Below are 22,159 nucleotides of genomic sequence, written 5' to 3'. Positions count from 1 at the left end.
GGAACGGGTGGACCCCGCCCCTCCCGAGGGAGGAGCGGGGTCCAGACTAGCCAGGCGTCAGTCGCGCGGCTTCTCGACGAGCTCGGTGGTCTCGATCTCGTCACCGACCTGGATGTCGTTGTACTTGCCCAGACCGATACCGGCCTCGAAGTCCGTGCGGACCTCGGTGACGTCGTCCTTGAAACGACGCAGCGACTCGATGGCCAGTCCGTCGGCGAGCACCACACCGTCACGGATGACGCGCGCCTTGGCGTTGCGCGTGATCGTGCCGGAGCGGACGATGACACCGGCGATGTTGCCGAACTTCGAGGAGCGGAACACCTCGCGGATCTCGGCGACACCCGACTGGACCTCTTCGTACTCGGGCTTGAGCATGCCCTTGAGGGACTGCTCGATGTCCTCGAGTGCGTTGTAGATGACCGAGTAGAAGCGCACGTCGATGCCTTCGCGCGCCGCACGCTCGCGGGCCTTGACGTCCGGGCGGACGTTGAAGCCGACGACGATCGCGTTGTCGATCGTGGCCAGGTCGATGTCCGACTCCGTGATCGCACCGACGCCGCGGTGCAGGATCCGGAGCTGGACGCTGTCGTCGACCTCGATGTCCAGGAGCGACTGCTCGAGTGCCTCGACGGCACCGGAGACGTCACCCTTGATGATGAGGTTGAGCGAGTCGACCTTGCCCTCTTCGAGTGCGCGGGTGAAGTCCTCGAGCGAGATGCGCTTGCGGGCCTTGGCCAGCTGGGCGTTGCGCTCGGCGGCTTCACGCTTCTCGGCGATCTGACGGGCCGTGCGGTCTTCTTCGGTGACGAGGAACGTGTCACCGGCGCGCGGCACCGACGACAGACCCTGCACCTGGACCGGGCGGCTCGGCGTCGCGGCAGTGACCGCGTTGCCGTCCTCGTCGGTCATCGCACGGACGCGGCCGTAGGCCGTACCCGCCACGATGGCGTCACCGACGTGGAGCGTGCCGGACTGGATGAGCACCGTGGCGACCGCACCGCGACCCTTGTCGAGTCGGGCTTCGATCGCGACACCGCGTGCGTCCTTGTCGGGGTTCGCACGCAGGTCGAGACCCGCGTCGGCGGTGAGCAGCACGGCGTCGAGGAGGTCCTGGATGCCGACGTTGTTGCGCGCCGACACGTCGACGAACATGACGTCACCGCCGTACTCCTCGGCCACCAGGTTGTACTCGGTGAGCTGCTGCCGGACCTTCGCCGGGTTCGCGCCCTCCTTGTCGATCTTGTTCACCGCGACCACGATCGGCACACCGGCCGACTGCGCGTGGTTCAGTGCCTCGATCGTCTGGGGCATGATGCCGTCGTCCGCCGCGACCACGAGGATCGCGATGTCCGTCACCTGGGCACCACGGGCACGCATGGCGGTGAACGCCTCGTGACCCGGGGTGTCGATGAAGGTGATCGGGCGGTCGATGCCCTCGTGCTCGGTCGTGATCTGGTACGCACCGATGTGCTGGGTGATGCCACCGGCCTCGCCCTCGACGACCTTCGAGTTGCGGATCGCGTCGAGGAGGCGGGTCTTGCCGTGGTCGACGTGGCCCATGACGGTGACGACCGGCGGCCGCTGCTGCAGCACGTCGTCGTCCTCGTCCTCGAGCTCGGCATCGAGGTCGATGTCGAAGCCCTCGAGGAGCTCACGGTCCTCGTCCTCGGGCGAGACGATCTGGATCTTGTAGCCGAGCTCCTCGCCGAGGACCTCGAACGTGGCCTCGTCCAGGGACTCCGTGGCGGTCGCCATCTCACCGAGGTGGAACAGCACCGTCACGAGGTTGCCGGGCATCGCGTCGATCTTGTCCGCGAAGTCCGAGATGCTCGCACCACGGCGCAGACGGACGACCGTGTTGCCGTCGCCACGAGGGACCTGCACGCCGCCGAGCGACGGCGCCTGCCGCATCTCGTACTCGGCGCGCTTCGTCCGCTTCGACTTGCGGGCACGGCTCTTGCCACCACCGCGACCGAACGCACCGGCGGTCCCACCACCGGGGCCACGACCACGGCCACCGCCACCGGCGGGACGCGGGCCGGAGAACGCCGGACGCGGGAAGCCGCCGCCGGCACCCGGGGCACCCGGACGACCGCCGGGGCCACCACGGCCGCCACCCTGGCCCGGGCGCTGCCCGAAGCCGTTGGGACGGTTCGCCTGACCGGGGCCACCCGGACGCGGCGCACCGGGACGCGGGGCGCCCGGACGCGGCGGTGCCGGACGCGGGATGCCGTTGCCGCCACCGGCGCCGCCGGCGGGACGCTGTCCCATGCCCTGGTTCGAGGAGTACGGGTTGTTGCCCGGACGCGGCGGGCGCGAGCCCATGCCCTGGCTCGACGCGTAGGGGTTGTTGCCGGGACGTGCGCCCGGCTTCGGGCCACCCGGCTTCGGGCCGGCTGCTGCGCCCGGCTTCGGGGAACCGCCGGGCTTGACGGCGTCACCCTTCGGCGCGGTCGTGCCACCGGACGCCTGGTTCGCGGCCTTCTCGTCGGCTGCGGCCTTGCGTGCGGCCTCGGCCTCGGCCTGGCGTTGGGCGACCGACTTCGGTGCAGCGGGCACCGGGGCGTCGCTGGCCGGGGCCTGCGCCTGGGGCTCGGGCTGCGGGGCCGGTGCCGGACGGGCCGGACCCGGGCGGGGGCCGCCGGGCTTCGGCGCGCTCGACTTCGGCGCTGCGGTCTTGGCGGGCGCGCTCGGCGTGGCCGACGCTGCCGGAGCCGACGACGAGGCGCCGGACGCCTGCAGCGCAGCACGGAGCTTGCGCGCGACGGGGGGTTCCACACTGGAGCTCGGGCCCTTGACGAACTCGCCGAGCTCCTTGAGCTTCTCCATTGCGGTCTTGCTGTCGACACCGAGTTCGGATGCGATCTCGTGTACGCGTGGTTTTGCCACTGTTCTCCTTCACGGGTCCCACCCCGCGAAGGGGGCAGGACTCACTGGATGACGGGTCTCATTTCGAGCCGCTCATCAGTTGTCCATAAGCCGTTCAGCCTGTTCTGTCGTGTCCTGGTGTCCGCCCGACTGCTCGGCTGCGAGGCCGTGCAGGTGGTCGAGCACTGCGGACGTGTCGGGTTCGCGATCCAGCCGGAGCGCCCGGCGGAAGGCCCGGCGCTTGACGGCCAGTTCGTAGGCTTCGACGGTCGGGGTGAGCCACGCTCCCCTGCCCGGCATGACTGCCTTCGGGTCCGCCACGACGCGACCGTCGCTCAGGGCGACGACACGGAGGAGGGAGGACCGGGGAGCACGGCGACGACTGCCGATGCACGTTCTGACGGGAACCACCTTACTCCTCACCTCCGACGACCGCGATCCGGCGCGCCCGAACGGGCCACGCCACCAGCGAAAACGCGCCTACTCGTCGCCGTCCAGGATCGAGCCCTGACCGGCACTGCCTGGATGTCGATCCCTACTCGTCGCCGTCCAGGATCGAGCCCTGACCGGCACTGCCTGGATGTCGATCCCTACTCGTCGCCGTCCAGGATCGAGTCCGGCTGGATGTCGATCCGTGCGCCGGTGAGCTTCGCGGCGAGGCGGGCGTTCTGCCCTTCCTTGCCGATCGCGAGCGACAGCTGGTAGTCCGGCACGAGCGCGCGGACGGCCTTCGTCGAGGCGTCGAGCACGAACGCGCTCGTCACCTTCGCCGGCGAGAGGGCGCTCGCGACGAACGACGCCAGGTCGGACGAGTAGTCGACGATGTCGATCTTCTCCGCACCGAGCTCGGTCGTCACGGCACGCACGCGGGCGCCGAGCTCACCGATGCAGGCGCCCTTCGCGTTCACGCCGGACTCGTTCGCCTTCACGGCGAGCTTCGTGCGGTGCCCGGCCTCGCGGGCGATCGAGGTGATCTCGACGACGCCGGAGGCGATCTCCGGGACCTCGAGCGCGAAGAGCTTGCGGACGAGCCCGGGGTGCGTGCGCGAGACCGTGATCTGCGGACCCTTCGCCCCGCGGCCGACGCTCGTGACGTAGACGCGGATGCGGTTGCCGTGCTTGTACTCCTCGCCCGGGACCTGCTCCTCGGGCGGGAGGATCGCCTCGACCGTACCGAGGTCGACGTGCACCATCTTCGGGTTCGGACCCTGCTGGATCACGCCCGCGACGATGTCGCCCTCCTTGCCACGGAACTGCCCGAGGATCTTGTCGTCGCCGATGTCGCGGAGGCGCTGGTTGATGACCTGCTTCGCGGCGAAGGCGGCGATGCGGCCGAAGTCGCTCGGCTGGTCGACGGCCTCGCCGACGACGGTGCCCTCCTCGTCGCGCTCCGGCACGTACACCGAGACCTCGCCGGACTTGCGGTCGAGCTCGACACGCGCCTGGGCGTCGACGGGCTCGTCGTTCTCCGCGCGGTGCTTCTGGTACGCCGTCAGGATGGCGGATTCGATGATCTGGACGAGTTCGTCGAACGGGATCTCCCGTTCGCGCTCCATGAGTCGCAGGACTGCGAGGTCGATCTTCACCGAGGTGCCTCCGTATTCAGCTGAGTCGCCTCCGCGGGGTGGATCTGCGCGGAAGTCGGCGACCAGCGTACCCCAGAACAGGACGGGAGGCGCGTGGCGGNCCCGCCACGCGCCTCCCGTCCGTCAGGGGTCGCGATCAGATCGCGCGGACCGCCTCGAGCAGCTCCGCGACCGGCACGTCGCGCCGCTCGCCGGAGCGGCGGTCCCACAGTTCGACGACGCCGTCGGCGGCGCCGCGGCCGGCGACGACGACCACGGGCACGCCGAGGAGCTCGGCGTCGCGGAGCTTCACGCCGGGCGAGACCTTCGGGCGGTCGTCGTAGACGACGTCGTACCGCTCGCCCTCGAGGGCCGCGATGAGCGACGAGGCGACGTCGTAGGCGACCTCGTCCTTGCCGGTGGCGACCACGTGCACGTCGAACGGTGCGATCTCCTTCGGCCAGGCCAGGCCCTTCTCGTCGTTGTGCGCCTCGGCGAGGATCGCCATGATGCGCGTGACGCCGATGCCGTACGAACCCATCGTGACGGTCGCGAGCTTGCCGTTCTCGTCCTGGACCTTGAGTCCGAGGGCCTCGGCGTACTTGCGACCGAGCTGGAAGACGTGCCCGATCTCCATGCCGCGGGCGGTCTCGAGGGGGCCCGAGCCGTCCGGTGCGGGGTCGCCGGCACGGACGTCCGCGACGTCGGCGGTGCCGTCCGCGGTGAAGTCGCGACCCGCCACGAGACCGGAGACGTGCACGCCGCGCTCGTTCGCACCGGTGAGCCACGCGGTCCCCTCGGCGACGCGGGGGTCGACGAGGTACCGGATGCCCGAGGGGCTGTCGGCGCCCAGGACCTGCGGCCCGATGTAGCCCTTCACGAACACGCCGGGGTGCTTCTTGAAGTCGTCGTCACCGGCCGCCTCGACCTCGGCGGGTGCGAAGGCCACCTCGGCCCGCTTCAGGTCGACGTCCCGGTCGCCGGGGAGCCCGACGACGACGACCTCGCGCGTGCCGTCGAGGTGCGTCAGGGCGAGCACGACGTTCTTCAGGGTGTCCGCAGCCGTCCACGGACGGTCCGCGCGGGGGGCGGCGTCGTTGGCGTGCGCGACGAGCGTGTCGATCGTCGGAGTGTCCGCCGCGGGCAGGCGCACGGGCTCCGGCTGCCCCTCGATCGGCAGGCTGTCGGCCGCCGGGGTGACGTAGGCCTCGACGTTCGCCGCGTAGCCGCTGGCGCCCCGGACGAAGGTGTCCTCGCCGACGCCGATCGGGTGCAGGAACTCCTCGGACTTCGAGCCGCCCATCGCGCCGGCGTCCGCCTGGACGATGACGTACTCGAGGCCGAGTCGGGCGAAGATGCGCTCGTAGGCGTCGCGCATGACCTGGTAGCTGCGCTCGAGGCCCTCGTCCGTGAGGTCGAACGAGTACGCGTCCTTCATGGTGAACTCGCGCCCGCGCAGGAGTCCGGCGCGGGGCCGGGCCTCGTCGCGGTACTTGTCCTGGATCTGGAACAGCGTGACCGGGAGGTCCTTGTACGAGCCGTACAGGTCCTTGACCAGGAGCGCGAACATCTCCTCGTGTGTGGGCGCGAGCAGGTAGTCGGCGCCCTTGCGGTCCTGCAGGCGGAACATGCCGTCGCCGTACTCGGCCCAGCGGTTCGTCGCCTCGTAGGGCTCGCGCGGCAGGAGCGCGGGCAGCAGGACCTCCTGCGCGCCGGCGGCCACCATCTCCTGGCGGACGATGTCCTCGATGCGGCGGCGGACGCGCAGGCCGAGCGGCAGCCACGCGAAGATCCCCGGGGACTGACGACGGACGTAGCCGGCGCGGACGAGCAGCTTCGCGCTCGTCACCTCGGCGTCGGAGGGGTCGTCGCGGAGCGTGCGGAGGAAGAGATGGGAGAGCCGTGTGACCACGGGGCAAGCCTAGCGGCGCACGCGGCCCTCCCCGCGACTAGGGGGTCGTGACGACCTGGGGCGAACCCGTCGTGGCTTCCGGACCCATCTCGTCGGCGATCCGATTGGCCTCCTCGATGAGGGTCTGCACGATCTCGCGCTCCGGGACGGTCTTGATGACCTGTCCCTTCACGAAGATCTGGCCCTTGCCGTTGCCGGACGCGACGCCGAGGTCGGCCTCGCGCGCTTCGCCGGGACCGTTCACGACGCAGCCCATGACGGCGACGCGGAGCGGGACGGTCATGCCCTCGAGCCCCTTCGTGACGTCGTTGGCGAGCTGGTAGACGTCGACCTGCGCCCGGCCGCAGCTCGGGCACGAGACGATCTCGAGCTTGCGTTCGCGCAGGTTGAGCGACTGCAGGATCTGCAGGCCGACCTTCACCTCCTGCGCGGGCGGCGCGGAGAGCGAGACGCGGATGGTGTCGCCGATGCCCTCGGCGAGCAGGATGCCGAACGCCGTGGCGCTCTTGATCGTGCCCTGGAACTCCGGTCCGGCCTCGGTCACCCCGAGGTGCAGCGGCCAGTCCCCCGCGGCGGCGAGCTGCCGGTAGGCCTTCACCATGACGATCGGGTCGTTGTGCTTGACCGAGATCTTGAAGTCGTGGAAGTCGTGCTCCTCGAACAGGGACGCTTCCCACACGGCGGACTCGACCAGTGCCTCGGGCGTGGCCTTGCCGTACTTCTGCAGCAGGCTCGGCTCGAGCGACCCGGCGTTCACACCGATGCGCAGCGAGACGCCCGCGTCCTTGGCGGCCCGGGCGATCGCGCCGACCTGGTCGTCGAACTTGCGGATGTTGCCCGGGTTCACGCGGACCGCGGCGCACCCGGCGTCGATGGCCTGGAAGACGTACTTCGGCTGGAAGTGGATGTCGGCGATGACCGGGATCTGCGACTTCTTCGCGATGATCGGCAGCGCGTCGGCGTCGTCCTGGCTCGGGACCGCGACGCGCACGATGTCGCACCCGGAGGCGGTGAGCTCGGCGATCTGCTGCAGCGTCGCGTTGATGTTCGTCGTCGGCGTGGTGGTCATCGACTGCACCGAGACGGGTGCGTCGCCGCCCACGAGGACCTTGCCCACCCGGATCTGCCGCGACTTCCGACGCGGGCTCAGGGTTTCGGGGACTTTCGGCAGACCGAGGTTCACTGCTGGCACGAGGTGCACTCTACGCGCTCGCGGTGCCGTCACTCGGCGCTGGCCACCAGGTCCGTCCCGCGGTCCACGATCGTGACGAGCGGTGCGTACAGCCGCATCGCGTCGAGGGCGCGCTCGTGGTCGGCGTCGGTGGCGCCGGCGCACGCGTCGGCGACGACCGTGACGGTCGCGCCGGCGTCGGCCGCGGCCAGCGCGGTGCTCAGCACGCAGCAGTCGGTGGAGACGCCGGTGAGCACGAGGTGCGGGTGGTCGCCGACGACGGCGCGGAGGCTCGTCCCCCACTTGCCGAAGGTCGGTTCCGTGACGACGGGGTCGCGTCGGTCGACCGCGGCGGATGCGAACGGCTCGGTCAGGCCGTAGAGCGGGTCGCCGTCCGGGACGAGCGCGAACGGCCAGTCCCGGTAGTAGGGCACCCAGGCACCCTCGGGCCGCTCGGGCGCGACGAAGCGCGTGAAGACCGTGCGACCGGCGAACCGGGGCAGCAGCCGTCCGGTCCCGGCGGCTGCCGCGTCGTACCGCGGCGCCGCCCACGGGCTGTCACCGGTGAAGATGCGCTGCAGGTCGATCGCGACGAGCCACGCGTCGGGCGGGACGACGACGCTCACGCCTGCTCCTGGCGGCGCACGGACCCGCGCGCGGTGAGGAGCGTGCCGACGAACCCGACCACGAGCGCGACGAGGACGCCGAGGTTGGCGTACGCCCACGCGCCCTGCCGGCCACCGAGGCCGACCGGCTCGAGCAGGTAGCCCTGCCAGTTCAGCCACGCCGGGACGCCGTACGTGTTCGTGACGAGCCCCCAGCCGAGGACGGTCCCGAGGACGACGAGCCCGATCGCGGCCCAGCGCACGTCGCCGTAGCGGCCCCGCACGTCGTCGAGCTCGGCGTCCGCGTAGGCCCGGCGACGCAGCAGCACGTCGGCGACGAACACCCCCGCCCAGGCGGCGATCGGCACGCCGAGGGTCACGAGGAACGCCTGGAACGGCGAGATGAAGTCCTTCGCGAAGAAGACCACGTACACGGCCCCGGCGACCATGAACACGCCGTCGACCCCGGCCGCGACGGGCCGCGGGATCCGGACGCCGGCGCTGAGGAGCGCGAGCCCGGACGAGTAGATGTCGAGCACGGCACCGCCGACGAGCCCGAGGATCGCGACGAGGGCGAACGGGACGAGGAACCACACCGGCAGGATCGTCGTGAGCGCACCGATCGGGTCGGCGCCGATCGCGCTGTTCAGGTCCTTCGACGAACCCGCGAGCAGGACGCCCACCACGACCAGGACGGCGGGGGCGAGCGCACCGCCGAACGTCGTCCACCAGACCACGCCCCCGGTCGAGGCGGTCCGCGGCAGGTAGCGCGAGTAGTCCGCAGCGGCGTTGACCCAGCCGAGCCCGAAGCCCGTCATCACGAGGACGAGTGCGCCGAGGACGTTCTGGGCGCTCCCGGACGGCAGGGCGCCGAGCGTGCCGAGGTCGATCGACGGCACCGCGAGCACGACGTAGACCACCGTGAGCACGGCGGTGACGACGGTGATCACGGTCTGCAGGCGAATGATGACGTCGAAGCCGGCGATCCCCGCCCCGACCACCAGCGCGGCGACCACGACCAGGGCGACGAGCTTCGTCACGACGCCGTCGTCCCAGCCGAGCTCCCGGAACACGGTCGACGTCGCCAGGACCGCGAGGGACGCCAGCGCGGTCTCCCACCCGACGGTGAGCACCCAGCTCAGGAACGACGGCAGCCGGTTCCCCCGCACGCCGAACGCCGCGCGGCTGAGGACCATCGTCGGCGCCGAGCCACGCTTGCCGGCGATCGCGACGATCCCGCAGAGCAGGAACGAGAACGCGACGCCGACGACGGACACGATCGTCGCCTGGGCCAGCGAGATGCCGAACCCGAGGACGAACGAGCCGTAGCTCAGGCCGAGCACCGAGACGTTCGCGGCGAACCACGGCCAGAACAGCCCGCGGGGCCGCCCCTTCCGGTCGGACTCGGCGATGACGTCGATGCCCTGGCGCTCGACGGCGCGGACCTCGGGGGCTGTGCTCATGCGCCCGAGCGTAGTGCTAGCCGAACAGGTTCACCGGTCGCACGATGTCGGCGTAGACGAGGAGCGCGCTCATCCCGGCCAGGAGCACGACGACGACCATCGTGAGCGGCATCGTCTTGGCCAGGTCGATCGCGCCCGGGTCCGGCTTGCCGACGAGCAGGTACGCGCGGCGCTTCACGGCCTCCCACAGCGCCCCGGCGATGTGACCGCCGTCGAGCGGCAGGAGCGGCACCATGTTGAGCACGAACAGGCCGATGTTGAGCGACGCCAGGAGCCCGAGGATCGTGTAGACCTTGTCGACCACGGGGACCCCGCTCATCGACGAGACCTCACCGATGGCCCGGCCGACGCCGACGACCGAGACCGGGCTGTCCTGGGACCGCGCCTGCGAGCCGAACGCCGCGTTCCACACCGCGACGAGCCGCTGCGGCAGGTCGATGATCAGGTGCGCCGACGCGGCGATCTGCGCGCCCGTCGCGGGGAGGACGGCCGCCGGGGACTGCCGCACGAGGGACTGCCCGATGCTGACCCCCACGACACCGACCTGCTGCGTCTTCGTGGTGCCGTCCGCGTTCTTCGCCGCCGTGCCCTCGGCCGTGACGACGTCGCGGGTGGCGAGCTGCGGCGTGACCTCGAGCGTCTTCCGCGCACCGTCGCGCTCGACCACGACCGTCACGGTCTTGCCGGCGGAGCGCTGGAAGACCTTCGAGACCTCGGCGATCGTCGGGTCCTGCTGGCCGTCCACCGCCAGGACGACGTCGCCGTCCCGGATGCCGGCCTGCTTCGCGGGCGACTCGGCGTCCCCGGGGGCGCACGCCGTGGCGCTGCTCGACGGCAGGACGCAGTCGACGCTCGACGTGAAGGTCGTCGTCGGGGCACCGAAGCCGCACAGCAGCACGCCGAACAGGACGATGCCGATGACGAGGTTCATCGCCGGGCCGGCGACCATGACGATGATGCGCTTCCACGGGGTCAGCCGGTAGAACGCGCGGGAGTCGTCGCCGCCGGAGTCCGCGATCTGCGCGGCGCTGGCCTCACGCGCGTCCTGCACGAACGCGCCGTACATGCCGGTGTTCGTGATCGCGTTCGGCTTGCCCGAGGCCCGGGGCTTGAGCATGCCGACCATCGAGATGTACCCGCCGAGCAGGATCGGGCGGATCCCGTACTCGGTCTCGCCGCGGCGGAAGGACCACATCGCCTTGCCGAACCCGAGCGAGTACTGCGTGACCTTGACGCCGAAGAGCTTCGCGAAGGACAGGTGGCCGAGCTCGTGGAGGCCGATCGAGACCAGCAGGCCGACGATGAAGACGACCACGCCGAGGACGAACAGGAGCACGGATTCGACGGTCACCAGGAGAGAGTACGGGACCCCGCCCATGACGGAGCCGAGCGCATCCTGAGAGGTGGGGCGGGCCTCCCGTCCGTCAGGTGGTCACCACGGGACGGACGGGAGGCACGGGTTGGGTCAGCGCGTCAGCGCGCGGTCCGCCGCGTCGCGGGCCCAGCGCTCGGCCGCCAGTACGCCGTCCAGGGACGGCTCCCCCGCCGTGTGCGCGTCGACGACGCGCCGGACCGTGTCGACGATGTCGAGGAAGCCGATCGCTCCGGCGTGGAAGGCGGCGACGGCCTGCTCGTTCGCGGCGTTGAAGACCGCGGGGAACGTGCCGCCGAGGACCCCGACGTGCTTCGCGAGGTCGACGGCGCCGAAGGCCTGCGTGTCGAGCGGTTCGAAGGTCCAGGTGCTCGCGGTCGTCCAGTCGAGCGGGACGCCCACGCCGGGGACGCGGTCCGGCCAGGCCAGGCCGAGCGCGATCGGCAGGCGCATGTCCGGCGGCGATGCCTGAGCGATCGTCGAGCCGTCGACGAACTCGACCATCGAGTGCACGATCGACTGCGCGTGCACCGTCACGTCGATGCGGTCGTACGGCACGCCGAACAGCAGGTGTGCCTCGATGACCTCGAGGCCCTTGTTGACGAGCGTCGCGGAGTTCGTCGTGACGACGAGCCCCATGTCCCACGTCGGGTGTGCGAGCGCCTGCGCCGGGGTGACGTCGACGAGCTCGGCGCGGGAGCGTCCGCGGAACGGGCCGCCGCTCGCCGTGAGGACGAGCCGCCGGACCTCGGCGCCGGTGCCGGAGCGGAGCGCCTGCGCGATGGCGGAGTGCTCGCTGTCGACGGGCACGATCTGACCGGGCGCGGCGGCGGCCTGCACGAGCGGGCCGCCGACGATCAGGCTCTCCTTGTTCGCGAGGGCGAGCGTCGCGCCGGTGTCCAGCGCCGCCAGGGTCGGGCCGAGGCCGACCGAGCCGGTGATGCCGTTGAGGACGACGTCCGCCTCGACACCGCGGACCAGGCGTTCGGCGTCGGCCGCGCCGAACGCGGTCTCCGTGACGCCGAAGCGCGCGGCCTGCTCGGCGACGAGGTCGCGGTTGGTGCCGGCGGTGAGGCCGACGACCTCGAAGCGGTCGGGGTTGCGGGCGACGACGTCGAGGGCCTGGGTGCCGATCGAGCCCGTGCTGCCGAGGACGACGATGCGGCGCCGTCCGGTCGGGCCGGTCGGGCTGGTCGCGTCGGTCGGGCCGGTCGGGCTGGTCGGGCCGGTCGGGCTGGTCGCGTCGGCCGGGCCGGTCGGCGTCATGGTCAGCCCTTGGCCAGGAGGTCGACGACGAAGACGAGCGAGGCGTCCTTCGGGATGTTCGAGCCCTCGGGCGGGTTCGAGCCGTAGGCGTCCTCGGCCGTCGTCACGATGAGGACCTGCGAGCCGATCTTCTGCCCGACGAGGCCGGTGACGAAGCCCTTGATGAGCGAGCCCTCGGAAACCGTGAAGGTGGTGGCGGCGCCCTTCGACCACGAGGAGTCGAACTCCTTGCCGCCGTCGAGCGTCACGCCCTTGTACTGCACCAGGACGCTGTCCCCGTCGGCCACGGTGTCACCGTCGCCCTGCTTGAGGACCTCGACCTCGGTCTTCGCGGGGGCGGTCTCGCCGGCGGGGATCGTGATCTCCGGCTCGCCGTCCGCCTTGTCCTTGACCGTGGGCAGTGCGGGGTTCTGCTCCTGCGGGGTGCCGGTCGCCTTCGTCGGGGTCTTCGCGAGCACGTCCGCGACGACGACGATGTCGCCGCTCGTGGTGAAGCCGAGCGCCGAGGACGCACCGACCGCCGCGACCCGGTCGCCGACCTTGGTGCAGGCGAGCAGGGCGCCGAAGCCGGTGCCGCCCACCGACAGGACCTGCGGGTTGCCCTGGTCGAAGCCGACCGCGCCGAGCTTCGAGGCGTCCTTCGCCTGGTACACGGCGTAGGAGACCTGCGCGAACTCGCCGTCCTTGAGCGCGGCACCGTCGCCCTGCACGACCGTGGAGGCCTGCGGCGTCTTCGCGCTGATGCCCTTGTCGAACGTGACCGTCGGGGCCTCCTTGCCGCCGAAGGCGCCACTGACCTCGATGCTCTTCGACGCCGAACCCGGCTTCGGGCAGGCGGAGATCGGCGTGGCCGACGCGCTCGAGGACGCGCTCGGCGAGGCCGACGCGTCACCCGACCCCGAACCGGAGCAGGCGGCGAGTCCCAGCACGACGGCGGGGACGAGGGCGATCGGGAGCAGGCGAAGACGCTTCACGGGGACCTAGTGTGCCGTACGGACCTTGGTGACCGGCGCGTGGTGGACGGGGAACGCCACGGAGCGGGCGATGAAGCAGAGTTCGTTCGCGCGGGCGTGCGCCGCGTCGGCGTCGGCGACGCGGTCCGGCTCGGCGATCGTGACCACCGGGTGCAGGTGGACGGCGGTGACCTCGCCGGTGCCGTCACGGTGGACGTCGAGCGACGCCGTCGCGGTGTCGGTGTAGTCGAGCACGGTGAAGCCCTGCTGCACGGCGACGTACAGGTAGCTCATCATGTGGCACTGCGCGAGGGCGCCGAGCAGCATCTCCTCGGGGTTCCACCGGTCCGCGTCGCCACGGAACGTCGGGTCGGCCGATCCCGGGATGGACGGCTTTCCCGCGGCGGTGACGTCGTGGTCGCGGCCGTAGTCGCGGTAGCCGCTCGTCCCGGTGCCGCGGTTGCCGGTCCAGTTGACGGAGACCTCGTAGGAGTGGTCGCTCACGGTGGCCCTTCGTCGGTGTCGGTACGCTGGCGGCATGACGGTGAGCACCGATGTCCGCACTGATCGCCATCCTCTCACCGCCGACGGTTCCGTCGAGCTCGCGGTGCTCGACCGCAACGGCTTCGATGAGAGCCGGCACCAGGGTGCCGGTGTCGTCGTCGGTGCCGACGGTCGGGTGCTCGACGCGGTCGGCGACGTGACGGCGAGCATCTACCCCCGGTCGACGATGAAGCCGTTCCAGGCGCTGGCCATCCGCCGAGCCGGGGCGTCCTTCAGCGACGAGGAACTCGTGCTCACCACGGCGAGCCACGCCGGCACGGCCCCGCACCAGGCCCTCGCCCTGCACATGCTCGAGTCCTTCGACCACACCGAGGCCGACCTGGGCTGCCCGCCGGACATGCCGTTCGACCGGGCGACGGCCCGCACGATGGCCGAGCCCCGGCGCCTGGCGATGAACTGCTCGGGGAAGCACGCGGGCATGCTCGCCGCCTGCCGGGTGAACGGCTGGGACGAGGCCACCTACCTGGACATGGCCCACCCGCTGCAGCAGCGCGTCCGCCACACCGTCGAGGAGTTCACGCGGGAGACGGTCGACCTGGTCGGCACGGACGGGTGCGGCGCCCCGGTGTTCCCCCTGACCCTGACCGGTCTCGCCCGCGGCTTCGCGGGGGTGGTCGCACGAGCGGACGCGGACTCTGCCGCGCTCGTCGACGCGGTCCTGGACCACCCCTGGGCGATCGACGGCGTCGGGCGGGCCAACACCGTCACGATCGAGCGCCTGCAGGTCCTCGCGAAGTTCGGAGCCGAGGGCGTCATGGTCATGGGTCTGCCCGGTGGCGCGGCCGTCGCCGTGAAGACGCTCGACGGTTCGCAGCGCGCCGGGACCCTCGCGGCGTTGACGCTCCTGCAGCGGAACGGGCTCGTCGACGCCGAGGGCGTCGCGGACGTCCTGCGTGCGACGGGCGAGCAGGTGCTCGGCGGCGGAGTGCCCGTCGGCGCGTTGCGGGTCGGCGCCGGCCTGCGCTGAGCTCGACGCCGTCACAGCGACGGCAACGCGGGGTCGAGCGCGCGTGAACGGTGGTCCTGCGCCCGTCGCACCGCGCATCCGTAGCGGGTGACCTCGACGACGGTGTCCCACGCCCGGGGCTGCATCCGCTCGCTCGGGACGAGCACGATCGTCGTCCGGATGCGCTCGTCCGCATCGGACAGGACGGCCACCGCCGTCTCCGCGGGGAGGGACACGCCTGCCGGCGCGCCGTCGAGCGCGGCGACCGGCGGCCGAGCGTCGACGAGGTCATCGGCGAGAGCCGTCCGGACGGCACCCCCGAAGCCTGCCGTCGCGGTCCCGGTCGCGGTCGCGGTCGCACGGAGCAGGTCCGCGAGTTCGACGAACACCGCGAGTGCGAGGGCGCCGGTGCCGACCACCACGAGGTGCGTCGGAAGCCCAGGTGTGCCGAGTTCGTGACCGATCGGCTCGCCGTCGTCGTCGTGCCCGAGGAGCAGGTCGGACCGGCGGGACTGCGCCTGGCGGGCGGGAGGGTCGTCGCTGGTTCCCGGCAGGGGGCGTGTCCGGGTCGACTCCGGTTCCGGTTCGTCCGACGTCGTCGGTAGCGACCGGCTCGATGCACGGTCGAGCAGGGCGCAGCAGCATGCCGCCCCGAACAAGACGGCCCGCGCGGGACCGTCGAGCGCGAGGAGCACCGCGGCGAGCCCGAGCAGCACGGCGGTGCCGACGAGGGCGGTTCGAGCGACGAGGAGGGACACGCCGATCAGTCCAGCAGAGCGCGGACCTGCCGAAGGCGGGAGCTACCCGCCCTGTGGAGGGCGATGCGCTGTTCCTCCGTTGTGGAGGAGGAACAGCGCACAGTCACTGCACCAGGAAGAACTGCTCACCGATGTCCACCCGGGCCCCGCGCTCCACGCGGTAGCGTCGCCCCGGCTCGCAGCGGCGGATGGAGCCGTCGATGTGCCGGATGACCGTGCCGTTGCCGGAGAACCGGTCGGAGACCCAGAGGTCGTCGCCGTCCCGGCCGAGCTCGAGGTGCGTCTTCGACACGGACTTTCCCGGGTCGTGGACGGTCACGAGGTCGTCGAACCGCTCCCCCGGCTGCGGCCGCGGCAGGCGTCCGAGCAGCCCGGTGCCGTGCACCTCGACGCGTTCCCCGGTGCTGCAGTGCAGGACGAAGGGATCCCGGCCGGTGTCCTTCGTGACGATCCGGGTCGCTTCGACGTCCTCGTCCAGGTCATCCGCGCTCGACGGAGCCGTCGCCGAGCCGGTGGGCGGCAAGACCGGTCCGGTCGTCCCCGGAACAGGCGGGAGCGGTGCTGCGGTGGGGGCACCCGAGGCCGTGGTCGCGACGTTCGTGACGGGCGGCGCGGTCCACTCGGCTGCGGGTGCGGACGGGACGGTCGGTGAGCCGGGTACCGGCGGGAGCGGCGCGTGGCCGACGGCCTCGGGCGCTCCACCGAGCGCGCCTGCCCCCGTGCCGTGCTCGTCCGCGCCGTGCGCGTTCAGGTCGGCGGCGTGCTCGTCATCGTCAGCGTTCGTGTCCGTGTCGTGCTCGGTCGCGTCGTCCCCGTCCGCACCGTGCTCGTCCGCGGTGCTCGCGTCGCTCGCATCAGCGTCGGCGGCGGTCGCGTCGTCGCCGCGACCGTCCTGGTCGCCGTCGTCCACCGCGTCGGCTGCGACGAGCGCCTGGTCGTCGGCAGCCCAGTCCGGGCGGGCGATCGGCAGCGGGACGACGGGCCCGGTGAACGCTGCGGTCACCGCGGGACGCACGGCTCCGCATTCGGCGCAGAAGATGTCGTCGGGTTCGAGCGTGTGTCCGCAGACGTGACAGGTAGCGGGTCCGCTCCCGGGGGTCACGAGCGGTGTCGGGCGCGAGGGGCGCCGGTCAACGAGGGGCTCGACGACGGCGGTGTCGTTCTCCTGGGGTCGCGACAGGTCCTGGGCGGCGGCGGTGTCGGTCCGCTCGGCGTCGGTGACGTCGGTCGAGGTTTGCTCAGCGGCCGGCGGGCGGCCGACCCACCACGACGGACGAGAGGGCGCGACGGGGGTCGACTGCGTCGGAGGCTGCCAGACCGGGGCGGCGGGCGGCTCGGGCACGTCGACCGGGTCGGTCTGCTCGGCCGCTCGCTCACGGGGAGCCGCGGGGCGCGTCCACTCGGCGTCGGCACCGTCCGGCACCGAGGTCGACGGGTACTGCTCCGGGTCGAGGGGCGGCTCCGGCTGCGCGGACGGAGCGCCCGTCGCGGGGACGTGGACGCCGGAGACCGCACCGTGCGCGTGCGTCCGTGCACCACGCGGATCGGCCCCGCGCGGATCGGCGCCNCGCGGCTCGACGCCGTGCGGCGCGGCGGGGGCGGCGGGCGGGTTCGGGTCCGAGCCGGTCAGCCAGGCCCGGGTCGCGGGGTCCAGGGTCGCCTCGGGCAACCACGCCTCGGTGGCCGGGTCGGGGCGACGGCCCTGCGGATCCGGCTGCTGCAGCGGCGGCGGTGTCGTCTGGTCGTTCCGGGCTGCCGGCGCGGGACGACGGTTCGCCGCGACGTTCACCGATCGCCCGCACTCACCGCAGAAGATCGCCCCCTCGGGGAGCATCGACCCGCAGTGTTCGCATCTGATCACGGTTGTTGGTCCTCACTCGGCCGTCCACGACGCTCGCCGGCCTCCGGCCCATCGTAGTCACGCGTGCCCGGACGACCGCGGTGCCACCGGCTGGCCGACAGGACACGTCGGGACCCCGTTCGGGGGCTGCTGCCCGTCCGCAGGGACCGGACGGACACCGCCGCACGCCACCGTTGCCGTCGGTTCCGCCCGGTGCGGAGGCTCCGGACCGCTTCCTCGGTCGCCGACCACATCCGGTTCGCGATGCGGTCGTCCGGGTCGTCCGGCCCGAAGACCGCACGGTCCGCCAGCGCAGCGAGGCCCGTCCCGCCCTCGCCCGGCGCACCGACGACCGCCTCCTTGCGGGTGGCTGCGCGGGTGACGTCGTGCCCTCGGTCGACGAGGGCGTCGCGGTACTCGTCCCAGGCGCCGACGATCCGCCCGCGCGGGGTCGGGGCTCGGCGCCGCCGACGCCGTCGCAGGCGCTTGAGCAGGACGACGACGGCGAACGGCAGGAGCACGAGGGCCGCCAGCGCGAGGACGCCGAGCACCCACGGCAGGGCAGCGAGCAACACCTGCAACCAGAGCGGCTTCACCGGCGGGGTGCTCCGGTCGCTCTGCGGCGGCGCCTGCCGGTCCTGGTCCTGCTGCTCGACCGGCGGCGGCGGGACGACGGTCTCGGGACGCGTGACCGGCTGCGGCGTCTGGTCCTGCTCCTGGGGGATCTCGCGCACGACCGGGTTCGGGTCGAGCATCACCCACCCGTACTGCGCGGTGTCGACCTCGATCCGGGCGGTGACGTCGGAACCGCGGAACGTGGTGGTCCCGCCGGAGCCGCCTGCCGTCTCGGCGGCGTCCCCACCGGCGTCTCCCCCGGCGGTGAAGCCCATCACCACCCGTGCCGGGAAACCGAGCTCGCGTGCCATCAGGGCGGCCGTGACGGCGTACTGCTCCTGGTCGCCGATCATGAGCGGGGACGTCAGGAGTTCCTGGATGCGGTCCGCCCCGTGACCCGAGCGGCTGGCGCGGTCGTCGCCGACGCCGTGGCTCACGTAGCCCGTCCGCTTGAGGTCCTGCACCGCAGCCAGGAGCTTCGCGCCGTCGGAGCCCGCGTCGGCGGTCGTCGCCTCGACCCGCTCGCGCACCGCGTCCGGCACGCCGGACGGCGTCGGGACGGAGGCGGTGCCCGGTCGGGCGTCGGCGAGCTGGGCGTCCGTCGGCTGGTCCGGGACGACGACGTCGAGCTGGTAGCGGGTGCGGTCGCCCACCCCGCTCACCACCGCTCCGGTGCTGGTGGTGCGGTTGTAGAAGAACGCACCGCGTTCGGAGCCCGCGTCGCTGCCCTGGAACGTCACCGAACGGAGGTCGCCGACGGTCGGCAGCCACACGCCGCGGTACCCGTCGACCTGCACGTCGACGCGGACGTCGGTGCCGGACACGCCCCGCACGTCGACACTCGTCGGCACGCGCTCGAAGGTGCCGGACGCCGACGCCCCGTCGTCGCCGCCGACGCGGTACACGACCCCGTCGTACGTGTCGAGGGTCGCGATCCGGACGAACCCGCCCGCGGGCAGACCCGTCACCGTCAGCTGTGGTGCATCGGCGGCGCCGGACTCCTCGTACGCGCGGAACCCGCTCAGCGGACTCACGTGGTCCCGTGGGTCGAAGGGCTTCACGACGTCGCTGCGGGCGACCGTCCGGTCCGCGGCCGGTGGCACGACGAGTCCGAGTCCGGTCGCCACGACCCCGGCCGCGACGATCGTGCCGGTCCCGACGAGCGCGGGTCGGAGCACCGAACGCCAGACCGGCACCCGCGCCCCGACGGTGCGCGACACGGCCGCGGCGCGACGGACGTACCGCACCGTCAGCGCCCAGACGAGTGCGATCCCGCCGAGCAGGACCGCACTCGCCACGGACACGTCGAGTCGCGTCGGACCGACGACGACGCCGGCGGCGAAGAGGACGAGAGCCGGGATGCTCGCGAGTTCCGGACGGGAGGCACGGGTCGCCACGCTCACGGCCGTCACCGTCGCGACGAGGAGCGTGACGAAGAAGGGGACGAGCAGCGACTCGTAGGACCCGACCGGCAGGCTGATGGTCACCAGGCGCTTCCAGTCGAGTGCGACACCGGCCGCGAGGTCCACCAGACCGGGTCCGGTCGGCAGCAGACCTGCCGCCTCGGACGGCACGGCGGCGGGGACGCCCGTCACGGCGAAGGCCGCGGCGGTGGCGACGCCGACGACGAGGGCCGGCAGGCGGAGCGCCGCGCCCGCGAGGGCGACCGCCGAGCCGGCGACCACCGCGGTGACGGCAGCGGCGACCATGGACCCGTCGCGGTAGACCGGCCACCACGACACGCTGCCGACCGCGAGCAGGAGCCAGACCACGAGCGTGCCGCCGACCAGGCGCAGCGGTTCGCGACGCGCGTCCCGACGCCGGGCTGCACGCCGTGCGTCGGCCCGGGTCCCGGTCACGGCGCTCACGCGGCCGCCGCCTGCCGGTGCAGGGCGGTGCGGAGGTCGTCCAGGTAGCCGATCGTCACGACGGTCAGACCGGCGACGCGGAGGAACCGGGGCTGGGCCTCCGGTTCGCAGATCACGGCGACCACCTCGACGCCGACCGGGAAGCGCGTCGCTGCGAGGCGGAGGGCGGGCAGGCCGACCGTGGAGCCGACGACGAGGAACGCGACGGAGATCCCGGTGGTCTCGACCCCCACGATGCGCGACACCTCGGCCACGGGCAGGCACGAGTCGGCGAGCCCGACCGTCGCGAAGGCGTCGAGCAGTCGGGTGGGCGTCACCGTGGGCAGTGGCTGGACGGCGTAGACGGCTCGCTTGGCGTACTCCGGGGTCCGCGCGGAGACGACGACGGAGACCTCCCTGCCGTCCCGGACGGCCCGGGTGCCGAGCGACGCGGCGGCGCTCACGGCGAGCTCGAACTCGTCGTCGTCCGCGAACTCGCCGCGTCCGACGCCGAGGGCGACGACGAGGTGGGACCGGCGCGTGTCCTCGAACTGCCGGACCATCAGGGCGCCCGACTTCGCCGTCGACTTCCAGTGGATGGTCCGGGGGTCGTCACCGGGCATGTACTCGCGGATCGCGTGGAAGGCGATGTCTGCCGGCGAGAGGTCGGTGGTCGCCTGTCCCTCGAGGTCCCGGACCAGACCGGTGCTCGTCGAGGGGATCGCGATCGTGCGCGGGTGGACGATGACCTGCTCGCGGGCGGTCCACACGACCTCGCGCCGGACCAGCCCGACGGGGTCGGCACGCACGCCCGTGACGGGTCCGACGTCGAGCACACCGCGTCGGACCGTCGGGACCGGGACGCGCTGCTCGAACGTGCCCCGCGGCGGGATGCCCGGGATCGCGACGTCCACCAGCCCCGGACCGACCGGGACCTCGACCGTGGCGGGCACCGACGGCAGGCGCGCCGGGTTCTCGGCCGTGACCACGACACCGGCCTCGTCCCCCACGGCGACGCGGTGCTGTGGCAGGCGCATCCGGATGAGCAGGCGCGAGCGACCGACGAGGGCGACGGCCGCGACGAGGACCAGGACGGTCCCCGCCCACCCGACCACGACGACCTCGCGCAGCCCGGACCGGTACCCGACGACGAACGCGACCAGCGTGACGGCGGCGACCGCCCATCCCAGGCCGGTGACCACCGAGGCGACCTCTGCCCACCCGCGGCGGACGAGCCTCCAAGCCGTGGACCAGGCCTTTGCGAGCCCGACGACCGCGTCGGCGGCGACCCCCTCCCGGTCGCCGACCAGGCGGGTCCGGACGTTCGTCAGCCCGGCGACCGTCCCGGTGCGCTCCGTGACGGTGGCGCCCCGACGCGACCGGGTCGCGGCGCGCCGTGAGCGCGTCGCGACGGACCGACGATCGTTCACGAGACCGCCCGGTCGCTCGGCGGCGGCGTCTCGACGAGGAGCTGCGCGACGACGCTCGTCGTGCTGACCCCGTCGAACTCGGCTTCGGCGTCGAGGACCAGCCGGTGCGCGAGTACCGGGACGGCGAGTGCCTTGACGTCGTCGGGGGTGACGTAGTGGCGGCCGTTGAGCGCGGCGAGGACGCGCGACGCACGGACGAGGCCCATGGCACCGCGCACGCTCACACCGAGGCGGACCTCGTTCGCGGAGCGCGTGGCGTCGACCAACCGCGCCACGTAGTCTGCGATCGTCGGGTCGACGTGCACCGTCCGGGCGAGGGCGGCCATCTCGGTGATCGTCGCGGCCGGCACGACGGCGGCGAGCGGCACCGAGGCCGACGGCGCGGACGAGGTCTCGAGGATCCGGACCGTCGCGGCGTGGTCCGGGTACCCGATCGAGGTCTTCATGAGGAAGCGGTCGAGCTGCGCCTCGGGCAGGCGGTAGGTGCCGGCCTGCTCGACGGGGTTCTGCGTCGCGATGACCATGAAGGGTGCGGCGAGGCGGTGGTTCACGCCGTCGACCGTGACTGCGGACTCCTCCATCGCCTCGAGCAGGGCGGACTGGGTCTTCGGGCTGGCACGGTTGATCTCGTCGGCGAGCACGATGTTCGCGAACACCGGGCCGCGGTGGAAGTCGAACTCCTGGGACCGCTGGTCGTAGACGCTGATGCCGGTGATGTCACCCGGGAGCAGGTCCGGCGTGAACTGGATGCGGTTCGTCGACCCCTGCACGCTCTGCGCCATCGCGCGGGCGATGCTGGTCTTGCCCGTGCCCGGGACGTCCTCGAGCAGCAGGTGTCCCTCGCTGAGCATCGCGGTGACGGCCAGACGGATCACGAACGTCTTCCCGAGGAGCACCTGCTCGACGTTGGTCACGATGCGGCCGGCGACGTCGGCGAACCAGGTGGCCTGCTCGGGGGTCATGCTCATGCGGGAGGGTCCTCGT

General features: G+C 72.4%; 17 protein-coding genes. 1 reads left to right on the top strand and 16 read right to left on the bottom strand.

What is annotated here, in order from left to right:
• Positions 1-57: 57 nt before the first annotated feature.
• From infB to HUN59_RS09175, 11 genes are all read right to left on the bottom strand, one after another.
• Complete coding sequence (infB, locus tag HUN59_RS09225; protein ID WP_174778175.1) at positions 58-2,889, bottom strand: translation initiation factor IF-2; 2,832 nt, start codon at positions 2,887-2,889, stop codon at positions 58-60.
• A gap of 75 nt (positions 2,890-2,964) precedes the next feature.
• Complete coding sequence (locus HUN59_RS09220; protein WP_174778174.1) at positions 2,965-3,279, bottom strand: YlxR family protein; 315 nt, start codon at positions 3,277-3,279, stop codon at positions 2,965-2,967.
• A 179-nt stretch (positions 3,280-3,458) separates the two neighbouring features.
• On the bottom strand, positions 3,459-4,454 hold the full coding sequence (nusA, locus tag HUN59_RS09215; protein ID WP_058742891.1) for a transcription termination factor NusA: 996 nt from the start codon (positions 4,452-4,454) through the stop codon (positions 3,459-3,461).
• Positions 4,455-4,590: 136 nt separating this feature from the next.
• Positions 4,591-6,345 carry a proline--tRNA ligase gene (locus HUN59_RS09210; protein ID WP_174778173.1) on the bottom strand — a complete coding sequence of 585 codons (1,755 nt, stop codon included), beginning with the start codon at positions 6,343-6,345 and terminating at the stop codon, positions 4,591-4,593.
• A 37-nt stretch (positions 6,346-6,382) separates the two neighbouring features.
• Positions 6,383-7,516 carry a flavodoxin-dependent (E)-4-hydroxy-3-methylbut-2-enyl-diphosphate synthase gene (gene ispG, locus HUN59_RS09205; protein ID WP_174779441.1) on the bottom strand — a complete coding sequence of 378 codons (1,134 nt, stop codon included), beginning with the start codon at positions 7,514-7,516 and terminating at the stop codon, positions 6,383-6,385.
• Positions 7,517-7,566: 50 nt separating this feature from the next.
• Positions 7,567-8,142 (bottom strand): cysteine hydrolase family protein, encoded by a 576-nt coding sequence (locus HUN59_RS09200; RefSeq protein ID WP_174778172.1) that lies wholly within the window; start codon positions 8,140-8,142, stop codon positions 7,567-7,569.
• Positions 8,139-9,584, bottom strand: coding sequence for a purine-cytosine permease family protein (locus tag HUN59_RS09195; RefSeq protein WP_174778171.1), 1,446 nt, complete (start codon positions 9,582-9,584; stop codon positions 8,139-8,141). The genes HUN59_RS09200 and HUN59_RS09195 overlap by 4 nt, the downstream gene beginning before the upstream one ends.
• A gap of 16 nt (positions 9,585-9,600) precedes the next feature.
• On the bottom strand, positions 9,601-10,935 hold the full coding sequence (locus HUN59_RS09190) for a M50 family metallopeptidase (protein ID WP_175326338.1): 1,335 nt from the start codon (positions 10,933-10,935) through the stop codon (positions 9,601-9,603).
• Between the two features lie 114 nt (positions 10,936-11,049).
• Entirely contained in the window at positions 11,050-12,222 is a 1,173-nt protein-coding gene (locus HUN59_RS09185; RefSeq protein WP_254630031.1) for a 1-deoxy-D-xylulose-5-phosphate reductoisomerase, read from the bottom strand.
• Positions 12,223-12,224: 2 nt separating this feature from the next.
• On the bottom strand, positions 12,225-13,196 hold the full coding sequence (locus tag HUN59_RS09180; protein ID WP_174778169.1) for an FKBP-type peptidyl-prolyl cis-trans isomerase: 972 nt from the start codon (positions 13,194-13,196) through the stop codon (positions 12,225-12,227).
• 6 nt (positions 13,197-13,202) lie between these two features.
• Positions 13,203-13,679, bottom strand: coding sequence for an OsmC family protein (locus tag HUN59_RS09175; protein ID WP_241490226.1), 477 nt, complete (start codon positions 13,677-13,679; stop codon positions 13,203-13,205).
• A 34-nt stretch (positions 13,680-13,713) separates the two neighbouring features.
• Here HUN59_RS09175 and HUN59_RS09170 point away from each other — a divergent pair, with 34 nt between their 5' ends.
• Positions 13,714-14,706 carry an asparaginase gene (locus tag HUN59_RS09170; protein ID WP_174778168.1) on the top strand — a complete coding sequence of 331 codons (993 nt, stop codon included), beginning with the start codon at positions 13,714-13,716 and terminating at the stop codon, positions 14,704-14,706.
• Between the two features lie 11 nt (positions 14,707-14,717).
• Here HUN59_RS09170 and HUN59_RS09165 read toward each other — a convergent pair whose 3' ends face one another.
• The 5 genes from HUN59_RS09165 to HUN59_RS09145 all read right to left on the bottom strand — a co-directional run bounded on the left by HUN59_RS09165 (position 14,718) and on the right by HUN59_RS09145 (position 22,143).
• A complete protein-coding gene (locus tag HUN59_RS09165; protein ID WP_174778167.1) occupies positions 14,718-15,443 on the bottom strand; it encodes a hypothetical protein in 726 nt (241 codons plus the stop codon).
• 103 nt (positions 15,444-15,546) lie between these two features.
• Entirely contained in the window at positions 15,547-17,277 is a 1,731-nt protein-coding gene (locus HUN59_RS09160; protein ID WP_174779439.1) for an FHA domain-containing protein, read from the bottom strand.
• A gap of 23 nt (positions 17,278-17,300) precedes the next feature.
• Positions 17,301-19,766, bottom strand: a complete 2,466-nt coding sequence (locus HUN59_RS09155; protein WP_174778166.1) for a transglutaminase domain-containing protein — start codon at positions 19,764-19,766, stop codon at positions 17,301-17,303.
• On the bottom strand, positions 19,763-21,175 hold the full coding sequence (locus tag HUN59_RS09150; RefSeq protein WP_144801015.1) for a DUF58 domain-containing protein: 1,413 nt from the start codon (positions 21,173-21,175) through the stop codon (positions 19,763-19,765). Before HUN59_RS09150 ends, HUN59_RS09155 begins: the two co-directional genes overlap by 4 nt.
• On the bottom strand, positions 21,172-22,143 hold the full coding sequence (locus HUN59_RS09145; protein ID WP_174778165.1) for an AAA family ATPase: 972 nt from the start codon (positions 22,141-22,143) through the stop codon (positions 21,172-21,174). Before HUN59_RS09145 ends, HUN59_RS09150 begins: the two co-directional genes overlap by 4 nt.
• Positions 22,144-22,159 lie beyond the last annotated feature (16 nt).

The organism is Curtobacterium sp. Csp2 (assembly GCF_013347165.1).
Note: the sequence above shows the minus strand (reverse complement) of the source record. Positions and strands in the feature narration are given on the sequence as shown.

Excerpts from the sequence above, each read along its gene's own strand:
- HUN59_RS09195 (WP_174778171.1), bottom strand. The coding sequence starts at position 9,584 with ATGAGCACAGCCCCCGAGGTCCGCGCCGTCGAGCGCCAGGGCATCGAC.
- HUN59_RS09185 (WP_254630031.1), bottom strand. The coding sequence starts at position 12,222 with ATGACGCCGACCGGCCCGGCCGACGCGACCAGCCCGACCGGCCCGACC.
- HUN59_RS09170 (WP_174778168.1), top strand. The coding sequence starts at position 13,714 with ATGACGGTGAGCACCGATGTCCGCACTGATCGCCATCCTCTCACCGCC.
- HUN59_RS09145 (WP_174778165.1), bottom strand. The coding sequence starts at position 22,143 with ATGAGCATGACCCCCGAGCAGGCCACCTGGTTCGCCGACGTCGCCGGC.